This is a genomic window from Pseudomonas sp. (assembly GCF_050739655.1).
GTDB lineage: Bacteria > Pseudomonadota > Gammaproteobacteria > Pseudomonadales > Pseudomonadaceae > Aquipseudomonas.
Window position 1 is genome coordinate 1 of the sequence record NZ_JBOIBY010000062.1, and the last position, 17,494, is coordinate 17,494.

General features: G+C 60.1%; 12 protein-coding genes and 1 pseudogene. 5 read left to right on the forward strand and 8 right to left on the reverse strand.

Annotated features, from left to right (window positions below; all coding sequences use genetic code 11):
• Window positions 1-361: 361 nt before the first annotated feature.
• Both ACRESJ_RS03415 and lpxH read left to right on the forward strand, forming a co-directional pair.
• On the forward strand, window positions 362-865 hold the full coding sequence (locus tag ACRESJ_RS03415) for a peptidylprolyl isomerase (RefSeq protein WP_431756643.1): 504 nt from the start codon (window positions 362-364) through the stop codon (window positions 863-865).
• A complete protein-coding gene (gene lpxH, locus ACRESJ_RS03420; RefSeq protein ID WP_431756644.1) occupies window positions 862-1,614 on the forward strand; it encodes a UDP-2,3-diacylglucosamine diphosphatase in 753 nt (250 codons plus the stop codon). The genes ACRESJ_RS03415 and lpxH overlap by 4 nt, the downstream gene beginning before the upstream one ends.
• A gap of 206 nt (window positions 1,615-1,820) precedes the next feature.
• Here the strand turns inward: lpxH and ACRESJ_RS03425 are convergent, their stop codons facing one another.
• The 7 genes from ACRESJ_RS03425 to ACRESJ_RS03455 all read right to left on the reverse strand — a co-directional run bounded on the left by ACRESJ_RS03425 (window position 1,821) and on the right by ACRESJ_RS03455 (window position 13,132).
• Window positions 1,821-3,350, reverse strand: coding sequence for a DHA2 family efflux MFS transporter permease subunit (locus ACRESJ_RS03425; protein WP_431756645.1), 1,530 nt, complete (start codon window positions 3,348-3,350; stop codon window positions 1,821-1,823).
• 279 nt (window positions 3,351-3,629) lie between these two features.
• Complete coding sequence (locus ACRESJ_RS03430) at window positions 3,630-4,832, reverse strand: HlyD family efflux transporter periplasmic adaptor subunit (protein ID WP_431756646.1); 1,203 nt, start codon at window positions 4,830-4,832, stop codon at window positions 3,630-3,632.
• A 15-nt stretch (window positions 4,833-4,847) separates the two neighbouring features.
• Complete coding sequence (locus ACRESJ_RS03435; protein ID WP_431756647.1) at window positions 4,848-6,317, reverse strand: efflux transporter outer membrane subunit; 1,470 nt, start codon at window positions 6,315-6,317, stop codon at window positions 4,848-4,850.
• On the reverse strand, window positions 6,307-6,789 hold the full coding sequence (locus ACRESJ_RS03440) for a MarR family winged helix-turn-helix transcriptional regulator (protein ID WP_431756648.1): 483 nt from the start codon (window positions 6,787-6,789) through the stop codon (window positions 6,307-6,309). The genes ACRESJ_RS03435 and ACRESJ_RS03440 overlap by 11 nt, the downstream gene beginning before the upstream one ends.
• A gap of 213 nt (window positions 6,790-7,002) precedes the next feature.
• A complete protein-coding gene (locus ACRESJ_RS03445) occupies window positions 7,003-10,692 on the reverse strand; it encodes a translocation/assembly module TamB domain-containing protein (protein ID WP_431756649.1) in 3,690 nt (1,229 codons plus the stop codon).
• The gene (locus ACRESJ_RS03450) at window positions 10,689-12,416 is read right to left on the reverse strand and encodes an autotransporter assembly complex protein TamA (protein WP_431756650.1); all 1,728 of its coding nucleotides are present in this window, start codon (window positions 12,414-12,416) and stop codon (window positions 10,689-10,691) included. Before ACRESJ_RS03450 ends, ACRESJ_RS03445 begins: the two co-directional genes overlap by 4 nt.
• 65 nt (window positions 12,417-12,481) lie before the next feature.
• On the reverse strand, window positions 12,482-13,132 hold the full coding sequence (locus ACRESJ_RS03455) for a GNAT family N-acetyltransferase (RefSeq protein WP_431756651.1): 651 nt from the start codon (window positions 13,130-13,132) through the stop codon (window positions 12,482-12,484).
• Window positions 13,133-13,476: 344 nt separating this feature from the next.
• Here ACRESJ_RS03455 and xthA point away from each other — a divergent pair, with 344 nt between their 5' ends.
• Both xthA and ACRESJ_RS03465 read left to right on the forward strand, forming a co-directional pair.
• Window positions 13,477-14,289 (forward strand): exodeoxyribonuclease III, encoded by an 813-nt coding sequence (xthA, locus tag ACRESJ_RS03460; protein ID WP_431756652.1) that lies wholly within the window; start codon window positions 13,477-13,479, stop codon window positions 14,287-14,289.
• Between the two features lie 199 nt (window positions 14,290-14,488).
• Window positions 14,489-15,829 (forward strand): substrate-binding domain-containing protein, encoded by a 1,341-nt coding sequence (locus ACRESJ_RS03465; RefSeq protein WP_431756653.1) that lies wholly within the window; start codon window positions 14,489-14,491, stop codon window positions 15,827-15,829.
• Window positions 15,830-15,983: 154 nt separating this feature from the next.
• Here the strand turns inward: ACRESJ_RS03465 and ACRESJ_RS03470 are convergent, their stop codons facing one another.
• Window positions 15,984-17,213 (reverse strand): acyl-CoA dehydrogenase, encoded by a 1,230-nt coding sequence (locus ACRESJ_RS03470; protein WP_431756654.1) that lies wholly within the window; start codon window positions 17,211-17,213, stop codon window positions 15,984-15,986.
• 164 nt (window positions 17,214-17,377) lie between these two features.
• Here ACRESJ_RS03470 and ACRESJ_RS03475 point away from each other — a divergent pair.
• Window positions 17,378-17,494: pseudogene (locus tag ACRESJ_RS03475) on the forward strand (LysR family transcriptional regulator); the annotation flags it as partial.

The following is a 17,494-nucleotide window of genomic DNA, read 5'->3' on the forward strand; positions in this document are numbered from 1 at the left end:
TGTGCTTGCCCGAGTCCAGGTCTGCCTGGATGATCGGCCGCAGGAAGTTGACCGGCACGGCAGGGCCGGTCTTGGCATTCGAGGTAGGGTCGACAGTGGGCTTGCTCATAGGATCCTTGAACGTACAAGTGCGTGGCCGTTAATGAAGGCCGGACAAAACAAAGCCGCTATCATAGCCGATGCTGTCAAGCGCCTGACAGAGCGCACCTGCAAACGGTCGTATTTAATAGGCCTTAAATGAAAAACAGCCTCGAAATTCGCGCCTGTCACGCTAAACTGCGCACCTTGGCCGAAACAGGCTGAACCGGTGAAGGGCCAGAATGTCCCAACACCCACGAATTCCCTAGAAAGAGTACCGATCATGACCCAAGTCAAACTGACTACCAACTTTGGCGACATCGTTCTGGAACTGAACGCCGACAAAGCCCCGATCACCGTGGCCAACTTCGTCGAATACGTTAAAGCCGGTCACTACGAAAACACCGTTTTCCACCGCGTCATCGGTAACTTCATGATCCAGGGCGGCGGTTTCGAGCCAGGCATGAAAGAAAAGAAAGACAAGCGCCCAAGCATCCAGAACGAAGCTGACAACGGTCTTTCCAACGAGAAGTACACTGTCGCCATGGCCCGCACCATGGAGCCGCATTCGGCTTCCGCCCAGTTCTTCATCAACGTGGCTGACAACAGCTTCCTGAACCACAGCGGCAAGAACGTTCAAGGCTGGGGCTACGCGGTATTCGGTAAAGTGACCGCTGGCACCGACGTTGTCGACAAGATCAAAGGCGTGGCCACCACTTCCAAGGCCGGCCACCAGGACGTACCGGCAGACGACGTGATCATCGAGAAAGCCGAGATCATTGAGTGATATTGCTGATTTCAGACTTGCATCTGGAAGAGGAGCGCCCGGACATTACCCGGGCGTTTCTGGATTTGCTCGCCGGACGCGCCCGCTCGGCGAGTGCGTTGTACATTCTGGGCGACTTTTTCGAGGCGTGGATTGGCGATGACGCCATGACCCCTTTCCAGCGTTCCATCTGCCAGGCCCTGCGCGATCTCAGCGACAGCGGCACGGCCATATTCCTGATGCACGGCAATCGCGACTTCATGCTCGGCCAGGCCTTCTGCAAACAGGCCGGTTGTACCTTGCTGAAAGATCCAAGTGTCGTGCCGTTCAATGGCGAGCCGGTGCTGTTGATGCACGGCGACAGCCTCTGCACCCGCGACGAAGCCTATATGAAGCTGCGTCGCTACCTGCGCAACCCCATCACCCTGTTCATCCTGCGACACCTGCCGCTGCGAACCCGGTACAAGCTGGCGCGCAAGCTGCGCAGTGAAAGCCGTGCGCAGACGCGGATGAAGGCTAATGACATTGTCGATGTCACGCCGGAAGAAATTCCGCGAATCATGCAGCAATACGGGGTGAAAACCCTGATTCACGGGCATACCCATCGCCCGGCGATTCACAAGTTGCAGATCGGTGATCAAGCCGCACGGCGCATTGTGTTGGGAGATTGGGACAAGCAGGGCTGGGCGTTGCAGGTCGACGAGAGCGGCTTTGCCCTCGCCCCCTTCGACTTCGCCCCGCCAGCGCAATTAGCCGCGCCTACAAACTAACAGCCATACACAAAACCCTGTGATTGATCGTTCCCACGCTCTGCGTGGGAATGCAGCCCGGGACGCTCCGCGTCCCAAAATCAAAAGCCGAACGCGGAGCGTCCGTTGAGGCATTCCCACGCAGAGCGTGGGAACGATCAGCACATCTATGTTGGATGTTACGCCGCCATCGCGGGCAAGCCCGCTCCCACAGGTTATGTGTTGCCTTAGTGTCCTGAGGCAGCAGGCCCGGCCTTGGCCGTAAACGGCGGTTTGGCCAGCCACACGATCAGAATCAACCCCATGAACATCCAGCCCAACAGGGTGAAATAGTCCACCGTGGACATGATGTACGCCTGGCTGACGACCATCTGTTCCAGCTGTGTATAAGCCTTGGCGCCTGCCCCGCCCAGGTGCGTGAGTGTCTCGCGGGTCGCCGGATCGTACTGGGTGATGCTTTCGGTCAGATACGCATGATGCTGGTCCGCGCGACGGATCCAGATCCAGGTGGTCAGCGACGCCGCGAAGCTACCGCCCAATGTCCGCAGGAAAGTCGCCAGCCCCGAACCGTCGGCGATCTGGTGGGGTGGCAAGTCCGACAGCAGGATGGTCAGGGTCGGCATGAAGAACAGCGCCACGCCAATACCCATGAACAGCTGCACCATGGCGATGTGCTGGAAGTCCACCTCATTGGTGAACCCGGCGCGCATGAAACAGCTCAGGCCGATGGCCAGGAACGCGCCGCCCGCCAGCACCCGCATGTCGAAACGCGGCGCGTATTTACCGACGAAAGGTGACAGCAACACCGGCAGGATGCCCAACGGCGCCACGGCGAAGCCGGCCCAGGTCGCGGTGTACCCCAATCGCGTCTGCAGCCATTGCGGCAGGATCAGGTTGATGCCAAAGAAACCGGCGTAACCGAGGATCAACACGATGGTGCCGTAACGGAAGTTACGGTGGGCGAACAGCCGCAGGTTGACCACCGGGTGTTCGTCGGTCATTTCCCAGATCACGAAAAACGCCAGCGCCACCATGGAAATCACCGATCCGATAATGATGAAGCTCGATTCGAACCAGTCGGCGTCGTTGCCTTTGTCGAGGACGATCTGCAACGCGCCGACGCCGATGATCAAGGCGATCAGGCCGACGTAGTCCATCGGTTGGCGACTGGTGACCACCGGGCGTTTCTTCATCTGCTGGGTCACCACCCAGGCGGCGAACAAACCGATCGGTACGTTGATGAAGAAAATCCACGGCCAGCTGTAACTGTCGGTAATCCAGCCACCGAGGATCGGCCCGGCAATCGGTGCCACCACCGTGACCATCGCCAGTAACGCGAGCGCCATCCCCCGTTTCGCCGGGGGGTAGACCGCAATCAACAGGGTTTGGGTCATCGGGTACAAAGGCCCGGCCACCACCCCTTGTAGCACCCGAAAGCCCACAAGCTCCGGCATCGAGGTCGCAATCCCGCACAGGAACGATGCGAGCACGAACAGCAGTGTCGCCCAGATAAACAGCTTCACTTCACCGAAACGCCGGCTGAGCCAACCGGTCAAAGGCAAGGCGATGGCGTTGCTCACCGCAAACGAGGTGATCACCCAGGTGCCCTGCTCCGCGCTCACACCGAGGTTGCCGGAAATCGTCGGCAACGCCACGTTGGCGATGGTGGTGTCGAGCACTTGCATGAAGGTCGCCAGCGACAGGCCGATGGTGCTGAGCACCAGGCTGGGTGGCGTGAAAGATGCGTTATTGCTCATCGCGAATCCTTTGAAACCTGGCGTCCGTTACACACGCAGCTAACCCAGTGAGAGCCTGCTAGCGATGGCATCGGTTCAGTCGACATTTATGTTGTATGTCAGTCCGCTATCGCTAGCAGGCTAGCTCCCACAAGGGACCGTGGGTACCCACAAATCTTGTGTCCACCACCGACCACTGTGGGAGCTAGCCTGCTAGCGATGAGGCCATCACTTTCAGCATTGATGGTGGCTGACACTCCGCTATCGCTGGCAGGCCAGCTCCCACGGGGTCGCGGGTGATCAGCGATGGGCAGTCTTGCTGACCGCCGCGCTGTTGTCGTGGATCAGCTGCGTGATCATGGCATCCGCCTCGGCCAACTGGCGGTCATAGATCGTGGTGCTGAACGTGGCCTTTTGCGGAGGCTGCTGTGCCAGCACCGGGCCGCTCTGATCATGCAGATCGACATCGACCATGGTCGACAGACCGACCCGCAACGGGTGTTTGGCCAGCTCTTGGGCATTCACGTGAATGCGCACTGGCACCCGCTGCACGATCTTGATCCAGTTACCGGTGGCGTTCTGCGCGGGCAGCAAGGCAAACGCACTACCAGTACCGGCGCCAAGGCTGTCGATGGTGCCGCTGTATTTCACGCTGCTGCCGTAGAGGTCAGTTTCGATCTCTACCGGTTGGCCGATGCGCATGTCGCGCAGCTGGGTTTCCTTGAAGTTGGCGTCGATCCACAGTTGATCCAGTGGGATCACCGCCATCAGCGCTTCGCCCGGCTGCACACGCTGACCGAGTTGCACGGTGCGCTTGGCCACGTAACCAGTGACCGGCGCGATCAGGGTGCTGCGGGCATTGTTCAGGTAGGCCTGACGCAACTGCGCGGCGGCTGCCATGACGTCCGGGTGGGAGGAAACCACGGTGTCATCGACCAGTGCGCTGGTGGTCTTAAGCCTCTGTTGTGCATTGGCCAGGGCATTTTGCGCGGAGGTCAGGTCGTCGCGGGCGTGGGACAACTCTTCCTGGGAAATGGCCCCGCCAACGGCGAGGTTCTTGCGGCGGCTGTAGTTGTCCTGGGCTTTCTGCACTTCGGCCTGCTGGGCGTTGACCTGGGCTTTCATGCCGTCGACGTCGCTGTACAAACCGCGCACCTGACGCACCGTGCGAGCCAGATTGGCCTGGGCGCTTTGCAAGCCGACTTCGGCGTCGTTAGGGTCGAAATTCACCAGCACCTGACCTTCCTGGACCAGATCGCCATCGTCGGCACCGATGCTCACCACCGTGCCAGTGACCAGCGGGGTGATTTCCACCACGTTGCCGTTCACATAGGCGTCATCGGTGCTTTCGCTCCAGCGCCCGTAAAGTTCGTGATAAGTCCAGACGCCCGCGCCGCTGAGTGCGACCACCACGGCAAGCGCCAGCAACATGAGCTTGCGCTTGCCCTGCTTGGGATTGGCTGGGGTAACTTCCGGGGTTTGAGTTGAATCGACAGTGGCCATGACCAGTACCTTGAATTATTGAGTCAGCGTGGCTGGGTGGGTGTCAGCCGAGGCAATGGCCTCAGACTGGTAACCGCCGCCCAGCGCCTGCATCAGTTGGATCGACAGGTCGATCTGCTCGGCATTCAGGTTGGCCAACTGACGCTGGGCCTGAAGCAATTGCTGCTCGATGCTGAGCACGTCCAGGTAGTTACCGATACCGGAACCGTAGCGCTGGACCACCGTGTTGTAGGAATCCTGGGCAATGTCGGTGGCGTGCTGCTGGGCAGCGATTTGCCGGCCGATATCACGCAACTGGTTGATGCTGTCACTGACATCCCCCAGGGCTTTCACCAGGCTTTTGTTGTATTGCGCCACCGCGAGGTCATAGTCGGCGTCGCGAGAGTCGAGGTCGGCGCGCAGGCGGCCACCATCGAAAATCGGCACGGAAATCGTCGGTGCGATGTTGAAGAAGCGACTCGCCGAACCAAACATCGCATCGCCCAATAACGATTCGGCACCAGCAGCAGCGCTGAGGTTCAAGTTTGGATAGAACTGGGTCTTGCCGGCGTCGATGTTCTTGCTCGCCGCCTCGACCCGCCAGCGCGCGGCCACCAGGTCCGGACGACGCCCGAGCAGTTCAGCCGGCAATACCGACGGCAATGCGACGGCGCTCGGCTTGAGAATGTTCGGCCGGGCAATTTCATTGCCGCGATCCGGGCCTTTGCCGAGCAGCACCGCCAAGGCGATCTTGGCGCTTTGCAGGCGCTTTTCAGCGTCGATCAGATTGGCTTCGGAGGTGGCTGCCAGGCTTTCGGTTTGCTGGAACTGATACTGGCTGTCGATGCCGGAGCTCAGGCGGCGCTGGCCCAGGTCGAGCATTTGTTTGGTGCGCTTGAGGTCTTCGGCCGCCAGGTCATGGACGATGTGCGCCTGCCCCAGATCGCTGTAGGCGCGGGCCACATCGGCGGACAAGGTCAACTGCGCGGCCTGCTGATCGACTTCCGCGGCACGGGCCTGGCCCAGTGCAGCTTCCCAGGCATCACGCTGACCGCCCCAGAGGTCGAAGTTGTAATTGAAACTGGCACCGATGTTACGCACGGTGGCGTAGTTATCGCCCTGCCCCAGCGGGTCCTGGTCACGGGCCAGACGCGAACGGCTGACGCCGGCGCTGGCATCCAGCGTCGGCATGCGTGCGGCATCGGCAGCGTAGGCGGCGGCGCTGGCCTGATGGGCGCGGGCGTCGGCGATCTGCATGTCGGGGCTGTCGTGCAAAGCTTCGCGGATCAGGCCGTCGAGCTGCGGATCGCCGAGGCTTTTCCACCAGTCGCTTTTCGGCCAGGCCGCCGGCGATAGCTTCACACCGCTGAGCGATTGCCCGGCCTTGAGGTTTTTCGCAGCGAGGCTCACGCCTTCGGTGGTCAGGCCGCTGTAACTGGCGCAACCGGCCACGCTCATGGCCAACAGCACCAGGCTCAAACCGGTGCGCAGGATTTTACTGTTCATCGTTACCACCTACCCGCAACAGGGTGATCGAGTCACCGGCTGCCACCAGGATTTTCTTCAGGATCTGTTCCAGGGTTTTCAGTTCATCCGGCGTAATGGCGCCGGCCAGTTCGTTCATCGCCTCTGCGCCGATATGCGGCAGGCGGTCGGCCAAGGCCTGACCCTCTTCGGTCAGCACGAGCCGAACCTGCCGGCGATCCGCCTCGGAGCGTTGGCGAGCGAGGAAACCTTTCTGCTCCAGACGATCGAGCATGCGCGTCATCGAACCGCTGTCCAGGGACAGGTGCCGGCACAGCTCGCCCGGTGAGTCGACGCCGAACTGGGCCACGATGATCAGCACTTTGAACTGTGCGGCAGTGATGCCGTGGGGTTCCATGTGGGTGTCGATGATCCGGTCTTTCAACAACGCCGCGCGGCCAAGCAACAGGCCGAGATGGCAATTCTTGAATTCGTCTGGGGTGAAATGCTTCATTTGCTCACCTAATAACTGCCTAGGCAGTGAATGTATGTCGAGATATTACTGCCTAGGCAGTCAATGTCAACGCAATAGTTAGGTTGCTTGCTAAATAGTTGACCAGCGGGGTGGGTTAAATGCAAAAAGATCGCAGCCTTCGGCAGCTCCTACAGGGTTTTGTGTACACCTGTAGGAGCTGCCGAAAGCTGCGATCTTTTGATGTTGAAAGGGCTAAAAATCCCGCTTGTAGAAGATGTCCAGCGAACTGGCCACGCCGCCGGCGGCTTCGAGGTAGACCTTTTTGCTCAGTTTGTAGCGCAAGGCAATGGTGTTGGCCGGTTCGAACACACCGACGCCATAGCGCAGGCTGAGCTTCTCCGAGAGGTTGCCGCTGGCTACCACGCTGGTGGCGGTGCCGCTGCCCTGGGTGTCGAGCTGGAAATCCTCGATACCCAGGTTTTTCGCCAGGCTACCCGTCACCCCGGAGCTACCCATCAGGCCTAAACCGAGTGCCGCCTGGGCGAGCATGTTGTTGTCCTCGCCGTTGCTGCTCAGAGGGCGCCCGAGCACCAGGTAAGACAATGCCTGCTCCTGGCTCATGGCTGGCTCGGAGAAAATTTGCGTGGCTGGCTGCTCCGCACTGCCACTCAAGCGGATGCCGGCGATCACGTCGTCGGTCTGGCGGATGGCTTCGATGTCCAGATAGGGCTGGTCGATAGGACCTGCGAACAGCAATCGTGCCCGACGCACTGACAGGCGCTGGCCATAGGCGCGATACCGCCCGTCGTTGAGCCACAGCTCGCCCCGGGTGTCCATGTTGTCGCCAATGTGCACATGGCCCTGCACATTCGCGGTCAGGCCAAAACCGGCAAAGCTGAGTTTGTCTTCGCCGACCACCACATCGATGTCCATCTTCATGGCCAGCGGTGGTTTGCCTTCTTCGGTTTGTTGGCCGACGATCACCGTGTCATCGGACACCTTGACCGTCGAGGGTGGTAACTCGCGGATGGTGATGTCGCCTTTGGGCACATGCACTTTGCCCACGATGGCCAGTTCATCGCCCTTCATCGAAATTTTCAGGTCCGGGGCCACTTCGACCTTGGCGTAGGGTTCGACACTGACCGGCAGTTGCGAGCCCTTGAGCGCCAGATCCACCACCAATGCCTGGCCCCAGGCGATGTCGCCGTTCAAGCTGCCCTGCCCGGTCTTGCCGCTCTTCCAGCCGCCATCGAGTTGCACGGTCTCCCCGGAAATGAGCGCTTGAAGATGCAAGTTTTGCAGTTCCATCGGCAACTCAGGACCCGACACTTCACCGTCACTGATCTGCAGACTGCCGTTGACCAACGGCGCCAGCAGGCCACCGGAAATCGTGCCGCTGCCATTCAGGCGACCGGTGATTTTCTCGACCATCGGCACGAACGGCCGGGCCACCGACAGATCCAGACCACTCAAGCGGAACGACCCGGTCAACGGCTTGTTCTTCGCTAACGGGTTGATCTGCGCCTGTACCATCAGTTCGCCGAGCTTGCCGCCGACGAAGTTGAGGTTGGTGTCGATGAGCTTGGGCGTGAGTTTGCTGTTGAGCTTGAGGGCCTGGTACGGGAAATCCAGCCACTGGTCCTTATCACGAACGCGCAACGTGCCGCCGCTGGCATCGATGCTGATCACGCCATTCGGGCCGCTGGCCGGCAGATCCAGTTGTACGTCAGCATTAAGCCGGCCCTGCCAGGCAAAATCCTTCGGCAACCACTGAGCGAGGCTTTCGATCGGGAATTGCTTGAGGTGGTAGCGCAGCTTCGGTTCCGGCATCAAGCGTTGGTCTTCGCCACACAAACTTGCCGGACCGGACGCCCAGCAATGGGCGCCGAAGTTGATTTTGCCGTCCGCCAGGCGTTCCAGTTTTGCCGGGCCTTGCAGCTTCCAGTCCTGGCCGCCGGCCTGGATATCGCCACTGGCCAGGCGTCCGCGCCAGTTGCCTTTGTCCAGCGCACCGTCCAGGCCAAGAGCCACTTTCAGCCTCGGCCCTTGCAGGTCCAGGTTGAGTTTCTGGTTCTTGATGTCGCCTTGGCCGCTGGCGGTCAGTGTTCCCAATGACGTATCGCCCGCCTGGATGCCACTGCCCTTGAGGTCGATTTTCGCCCGTTGCGCGCTGTCGAGGGTCGCATCGAGGTTCAGGCTTTGCAGGCGATTGTCCTGGAAGGCCAATTGCGTACCTTGCAGGCCAAGCTTGCCTTGTGGCGCCTTGAGCGTACCGGCGACATCGAGCCGGCCGTTGATCTGGCCACGCAACTGCGGCCAGAGCTGGGCCAGGCGCAGCAACTTGATGTCGATCTGCCCGGCGAGTTTCTGTTGCAGGCTGCCCTTGCCATTGATGCTGTTATCGCCAAGGCGGATTTGCAGGGCATTGAGATTCCATTGTTCACCGGCGCCGTCGGCCTTGGCTTGCAGGATTGCTGGCTGGCCACGCAGTTTGCCCTTCAGATCCAGGTCGGCGTTCAGGCTCAGTTGTTCATTCTTGAATTCGCCTTTGCTGCGCAACGGTCCGGCGAGGATGCCCGGCAGTTCCGCCACCCAATAGGCCGGGTTGATCGCCGACAGGTCCAACGCGGTGTCCCAGGCAATGCCATCGGCGAATTGCAGGTTCAGGTGCCCTTCGGCCTTGCCCTGCCCTGCGGTGAGCTGAATCTGTTGCAGATAGATCTTCGTCAGGTCGCCGGCGAACGGGCTGGTCAGGGTGAACGCGCCAGCCGGGCCGTCCGCCGCGGCGTCGAAGTGACCGAGGTACTTGCCGTCGGTGTAGGACACTTCGCCCTTGAAGGCACGCAAGGTGACTTGCGGTTCATCGATCACCGGATAGAGGCGGTGCCAGGGGAAATCCAGCCAATCGACTTTCGCCTCGGCACTGAAACCCTTGCTCCAGTCCAGTTGCCCGGTGAGCTTGAGGCTTTGTTTGTCGCTGGCGGTCAGGTCCAGCGCGGAGATCTGCGCGCCATTGGCGTCGACCTTGCCTTGCAGCGCCAACGCGACCGGACCTTGCTCGGCGGGCAATGTCGCGTTGCCCAGCAACTGGTAACCGCTTTTCAGGTCGCCTTCACCGGTGAGCAACAGTTGATTGAATTGCAGGGTATCCGGCAGCTCGGCATCGGGCTTGAAGCCATCTGCGGTGATGCGCACCTTGGCTGGCAGGTTTTCCACCAGCGGTTGCAGCTCGCCGGTCAATTGCCCGTTGAGGTAGCCACTGCTGTCGGCTGTCAGGTTCAGGGTTTTCAGCAAGTCGCCATCGACCTTCAAGGCCAGCGTCCACGGGTCTGCTCCTGGCGCCGGCAAGGTCAGATTGCCTTGCGCCTTGAGCGGCCAGTTGCCGGTCGGTTGCAACAGGCCGGAGAGATTCAGACTCAACTCATCGCGCTGCAACTTCACCGAGTCGATCTGCAAGCCGCTGGCCGTCCAGTGCGCCGCCAGTTGCAGACCCTTGAGCTGTTCGCTGCCGTTGAACATCAGGCTGCCGACCTGGATGTCGCCCAGTTCCAGGGCGACGGGTAGCTTCAAGTCCGGAAGGCTGATCGGCCCGCTGTCGGGCTCGTCGTTGCTTGGGGGAAATTGCAGGCTGACCTGATCGGCCTTCAGTTGTTCGATGCACAAGGTCATGCGCGTCAGGCACTGCGGCGACCAGGCGAAAATCACTTTATTGAGTTCGACCCGGCCGCTGCCCTGCTGCCACAACAGATGGTCAGCGCTCCACTGTCCGCCAAGGCGGCCCTGAAAATTGTCGAGGGTCAGGCCCGGCACAAACCCCAGCGCCCAACGACTGCCCGTCGCCGTTCCCAACACACTGGTTAGCGTCACGGCGATCAGCAACAGCAGGGCAAAAATCGCCAGCAGCGTTACTTTCAACCCGCGCTTTACAAAAACAGGTTTCACAGCTCAGGCCCCATGGAAAAGTGCAATCGAATACCGCCATCGTCGTCCAGCGCGTGGGCCAGGTCGAGGCGGATCGGCCCCACCGGCGAAACCCAGCGTACGCCGATACCGACCCCGGTCTTCAGGTTCGGCAGTTCGAGTGTATTGAAGGAATTGCCCTGGTCGACGAAGGTTGCGACGCGCCACTTTTCGGCAACGGAGTACTGGTATTCGGCACTGGCCGTCAGCATGTACCGGCCGCCGATGCGGTCGCCTTCATTGTTTTCCGGGGACAGGCTCTGATAGTCGTAGCCGCGCACGCTCTGGTCACCACCGGCGAAGAAGCGCAGGGACGGCGGTACCGATTTAAAGCCATTAGTGGCACTGCCGCCGACCTGCACCCGACCGAGCAAACGGTGCCTGTCGAACACCGTGGTCAGGCCTTTGACCAGCGCCGAGCCGTACACCAGATTGTTGTCCGAGCCCAAACCTTCCTTGGCCACCTTGGTTTCGAACGCCAGGCGGTAGCCGTTGTGCGGGTCGATGCGGTTGTCACTTTTCAGGTAGGTGTAGCTCACGCCGGGCAACAGCAAGGTACTGAGCCCCTCGTCATCGCCGAGCCGGTACTCCTCACGTTGCCACTTGAGCGAAACCACCCGCTGCCAGCCACTGGGCAACTTGCTGTGCCACTCGGGACCCAGGGTCAGCAACTTGCTGAGGCTGTCCTTGTCAGCAATTTCTTCGTTCTGATAGCCGCCGGCGAAGCGCAGTTTGTCGGTCAGCGGCGGGGCCAGCGGAATGTCATAGAACACGCCGACGTTTTGCCGTGGCGCCGAAACTTCGGTTTCCCAGCCATAGCTGTGACCCTGCGGGTTGACCCAGTGCCGTGTCCAGTTGGCCTTGATCCGAGGGCCGACGTCGGTGGAATAACCCAAACCCAGGCCCATGGTTCGCGGCTTGCGGGTTTCCAGTTTGACGTCCACCGGGATCACATCGTCCTTGGACGCTGTCGGCGCCGCGTCGACCCTTACGCCTTCGAAGTAACCGCTCGATTGCAGCGCCTGATTGAGCTCGGCAATCAGCTCGGAGTCGTACGGCGTACCGGCCTTGAATGGCACCATGCGTTGCAGGAGGTCTTCATCGAATGGTGTGTCGCCTTCAAAATTGACCTTGCCCATTGAGTAGCGAGGGCCGCTGTTGTAGATCAACTCGATATCGGCCACGCCGGCCCGCGGGTCCACCGAGAGTTTCGAACGGGTGAAGTGGCCGCTGAAGAAGCCAAAACGCGAGGCCTGATTCTGGATCAGGCGCTTGGCGTCATCGTACTGCCCATGATTGAGCACCGCTCCGGTTTGCAGCGCATGGTTTTTGGGGACGCGAAAGGATTTGAGGGAGGCCGCCGGGCCGTCGATGCGGATGGTGACGCTGCGCAAATGCACGGGTTCGCCGGGGTCGATGTTGAGTATCAGGCGCGGTTTATCGCCGCCCTTCACGTCGCTTTCGATTTGTGGCTGGTAGTAGCCCAACGCCTGCGCGGCCTTGCGCGCCTGCTCTTCGGCACCCCGACTGAAGCGCAACAACGCTTGCTCGTCACGATCGCCGAGGCTGCCGATATAGCCCTCTATATTGGCTTTGAGTTCATCGTTGGACGGTTTGATCCGCACATCCAATTCACTTTGGGCCAGTGCCGCGCAGCTGCTGATCAGCAGGAGCACGCCACTGGTAATTCTTCCTGGAAACTTCATAGGCGCGGATGCTATCACGAGCATGGGAGGGTGATAGAACGTGGCGCACCGCAAAAGTTCGCCACTCAGGCCGTCGCGCTTTGGACCACCTGAGGATTGGGGTGAAAAAACACATGCTCACGAATCGGCCCTATGGCCACCTCGCCAATTTCCTCGTAGCCCTGACGTTTGTAGAACTCCAGATAACGCGGATCGCCTGTGTCGAGGACCACACCTTGAGAGGTTTCATCTACCGCGCACCAGTTATGCACGGCTTGCAGCAGTTGTTCACCAAAATGCTTGCCCTGGAACTGCGGATGAATCCCCAGCAACGGCAAGACATGCACCGAATCAGAAGGCGAGCACGCCGCAACCGCATCGTGATATTCGAGATAGCGCCGCGTGCAGCGAAACCCGGTGCTGAGCACCATGCGCAGGCGCCAGGCCCAACTTTCGGTGATCCCCAGGCGGCGTTGTGGGGGCGCGATCAGGGCGATGCCGATCAAGCGGTCGTTGACCAGCAGGCCGATGGCCGGCAGGTCCTGCAGAAAGTGCTGGGTGACCAACTCCCGCACGGTGGCGCGTACCCGCTGTTCATAGCCGAGGCGTTCGGCTTCGAACAGGTAACTGAATGTTGGCGAGTGCCGGTACGCCTGATAGAGCAGCGAACGCGCTTCGCGGGAATAGCCGCTGTCGAGCATATGAATAGCGGCAATAGAGGTGGAGGTTTCGGGCATGACGGTTGATCTCCCCGGCACAGCTCAAAGGGGGCTGCGCTCTTATTGGTACGAGCCTTTGGGTGACGACACAGTTCCACCACAGGTATAGACCAGACTCATTCTTTATGGGAACCCATACCGGCCTCTTCGCGGGCAAGTCGAATCGTCGCACCGCCGCTCCCACAGTGGGTTTTGTTGCCCCCAAAATTAGTGCACGTCACGAAACCTGTGGGAGCTGGCTTGCCAGCGATGAGGCAGGAACTACCAACGCTGATCTGATAGCACACGGTAAATCCCTTCCCCCACACTGGCCCCATTCCTACATGTCAGCTAGCATCGCCCTTTTGCCAGGACTGCCGACCATGAAGATTGTCTCCTTCAACATCAACGGGCTGCGCGCCCGTCCCCATCAGCTGGCGGCGCTGATTGAAAAGCACCAGCCCGATGTGATCGGGTTGCAGGAAACCAAGGTCCACGATGACCAGTTCCCACTCGATGAGGTCAGGGCCCTGGGCTACCACGTGTATTTCCACGGGCAAAAGGGTCACTACGGCGTCGCCCTGCTTTCCCGCCAGGAACCACTGGCCCTGCACAAGGGTTTTGCCACCGATGAAGAAGATGCGCAACGACGCTTCATCTGGGGCACGTTCGCCGATGCCAATGGCGTGCCGGTGACGATCATGAACGGTTACTTCCCACAAGGTGAAAGCCGCGACCACCCGACCAAATTCCCGGCCAAGCAGCGTTTCTACTCCGATTTGCAGCAACTGCTGGAAAGCCAGTTCAAGAATGAGCAACCGCTGGTGGTCATGGGCGATGTGAATATTTCCCCGGAAGACTGCGACATTGGCATCGGCCCGGACAACATGAAGCGCTGGCTGAAAACCGGCAAATGCAGTTTCCTGCCGGAAGAACGCGAATGGATGGGCCGCCTGAAAAACTGGGGCCTGACTGACAGCTTCCGCCACCTGAACCCGGAAGTGGCTGACGTCTTCAGTTGGTTCGACTACCGTAGCCGTGGTTTTGAAGACGAGCCCAAGCGCGGGCTGCGTATCGACGTGATCCTCGCTTCCCACGGCCTGTTGCCGAGGGTCAAGGCGGCCGGCGTCGACTATGAATTGCGCGGCATGGAAAAACCTTCGGACCATGCGCCGATCTGGCTTGAATTGAGCTGATATCAAGCTCACATATGATCGTTCCCACGCTCCGCGTGGGAATGCAGCCTGGGACGCTCCGCGTTCCATTCAATAGCCGAACGCGGAGTGTCCATAGAGGCATCGGTGTGACAGTTGCTCAGGCAATGCAAACTGTCATTTTTCAGCAATGTTACTGACTTATTCTCCCGGCACTTTCTTTGTCTAAAAGGGTGCCGGCATGACGCTGCGCGGGTTGTTCCTGTTGATGCTCTGCAACTGGCTGCCGCTGATGGCCTCGGCCGGTGGTTTGCCGACACCCGAACAGGGCCCGGCGTTGCGCATCCACGGCTCCAACACCATCGGCGCGGCATTGGGACCGGCGCTGGTCGAAGGCTTGATGCGCCAACAAGGGCTCATCAAGGTACACAGCGAAACCCCCGACACGGCCAATGAACTGCGCATCGTCGGTGAAACCGCGCAGGGACGCCGGGTCGAGGTGGAGCTGGCGGCCCATGGTTCCAGCACCGGCTTCAGTGCACTGAAAACCGGCAGCGCCGACCTCGCCGCCTCTTCGCGTCCGATCAAGGACCGCGAACTGGTGAGCCTGCAATCTTTGGGCGACCTGAAAAGCCCTGGCGCCGAACAAGTCATCGCCATCGATGGCCTGGCAATCATTCTTCATCCACAAAACCCGCTGAACCAACTCGATACCGTGCAGCTGGCGCGGATTTTCAGCGGTGAAGTCAAAACCTGGGAAGAAGTCGGCGGCAGTGGCGGAGGGATTCATCTTTATGCGCGCGATGATCAGTCCGGCACCTACGATACCTTCAAGGAGTTGGTCCTCAGCGATCGAGGCAAAAGCCTGAGCAGCAACGCAAAACGGTTCGAGTCCAGCGAACAATTGTCCGATGCGGTCAGTGCCGATCCACAAGGCATCGGCTTCATCGGTCTGCCCTACGTGCGCCAGTCCAAAGCGGTGGCCATTGTCGATGGTCAGTCACAGGCCATGCTGCCGCTCAACAGCCTGATTGCCACGGAAGACTACCCCTTGTCTCGCCGACTGTTCTTTTACCTGCCGCCTGCCGGGAATAACCCCTGGGCCAAGGCCCTGGTGGCTTTTGCCCAAAGCAGCGAAGGCCAGGCGATTGTCGCCACCAGCGGTTTTATCGCCCAGACCGTCCAGGCCATGGCCGTCACCCCGAATGCGCTGATGCCCGAGGGTTATCAGGCACTCAGCCGCCACGCCCAACGCTTGTCGGTGAACTTTCGCTTCGAAGAAGGCAGCGCCACCTTGGACAACAAGGCGCAGCAAGACCTGTTTCGAGTGCTCGACTATATAAAGCAGCATGACAAGACAGATCGGCAGGTGACGCTGGTGGGGTTTGGCGATGCCAAGAGCGACCCGGCGCGCGCGGACCTGTTGTCGAAGCTGCGCGCCATGGCGGTACGGCGGGAGCTGGTGAAGAGCGGCGTGGTATTTCGCGAGATACGCGGCTTTGGCGCCGAGATGCCGGTAGCGGCCAATAGTGCGGATGAAGGAAGGATCAAGAATCGGCGGGTTGAGGTTTGGGTGTATTGAGCCTGATGTTGATCGTTCCCACGCTTTGATCGTTCCCACGCTCTGCGTGGGAATGCAGCCTGGGACGCTCCGCGTCCCAATTCAAAGCCGAACGCGGAGCGTCCGTTGAGGCATTCCCACGCAGAGCGTGGGAACGATCTATCGCAGAGTTTGTTTACTGCCCGCTACGCATCATCTCTTTGGGCACATACTTGCCGATCTCGAATTTGCCGATCGCCGCGCGGTGCACTTCGTCCGGGCCGTCGGCCAGGCGCAGCGTGCGCTGCATCGCGTACATGTAGGCCAGTGGGAAATCATTGGAAACCCCTGCCCCGCCATGAATCTGGATGGCGCGGTCGATCACGCGCAATGCCACGTTCGGTGCGACGACCTTGATCTGCGCGATTTCGCTCCGGGCGATCTTGTTACCGACAGTGTCCATCATGTACGCCGCTTTCAACGTCAGCAGGCGTGCCATGTCGATTTCCATCCGCGAGTCGGCGATCTTGTCGACGTTGCCACCCAGACGAGCCAAGGGCTTGCCGAACGCCGTACGCTCCACCGAGCGCTTGCACATCAGTTCCAGCGCACGTTCAGCCATGCCGATCGAACGCATGCAGTGGTGAATCCGACCCGGGCCAAGGCGACCTTGAGCGATTTCGAAACCGCGTCCTTCACCCAGCAGCACGTTTTCGTACGGCACCCGAACGTTATCGAACAGCACTTCAGCGTGACCGTGGGGCGCGTCGTCGTAACCGAACACCGGCAGCGGGCGCAGGATCTTCACGCCGGGGGTATCGACTGGCACCAGGATCATCGAGTGCTGGGCGTGACGCGGTGCATCGGGATTGCTCAAGCCCATGAAGATCAGGATCTTGCAGCGTGGGTCGCAAGCGCCAGACGTCCACCATTTCTTGCCGTTGATCACCCACTCGTCACCTTGGCGCTCGGCGCGGGCGGCCATGTTGGTGGCGTCGGAGGATGCGACGTCCGGTTCGGTCATGGCGAACGCCGAGCGAATCTCGCCGCGCAGCAGCGGTTCGAGCCAGCGCTGTTTTTGCTCTTCGTTGGCATAACGCACCAACACTTCCATGTTGCCGGTATCTGGCGCCGAGCAGTTGAAAGGCTCTGGCCCCAGCAGCGAACGGCCCATGATTTCCGCCAATGGCGCGTATTCGAGGTTGGTCAGGCCGGCACCCAGCTCAGACTCAGGCAGAAACAAATTCCACAGACCTTCAGCCTTGGCCTTGAGTTTGAGTTCTTCCATGATCGCGGTCGGCTGCCAGCGGTCGCCCTCGGCGACCTGACGCTCGAATACCGCTTCGGCGGGATAGACATAGGTGTCCATGAACGCGGTCACGCGCTCACGCAGTTCTTGCACCTTGGGCGAATAAGCGAAATCCATGGGCAGCTACCTTCTTGCGGGAGGTTGTTTAGGTCATGCAATCGATGCTAGAACAGCCATGAAAATTTACCTAGCCTATTCTCGGCGTGTATAAACATTCATCACCGATATATGATCGACTGATCGTCACGGTCAGCCCGCCCACACAATAAGAGAGCCGCGTAATGAATCTGAGCAAGGTCTATCTCAACCTTTTCATCGTCTTCGACGCGATCTATACCGACGCCAACCTGACCCGTGCCGGGCAGATTGTCGGCATCACCCAGCCAGCGGTGTCGAAC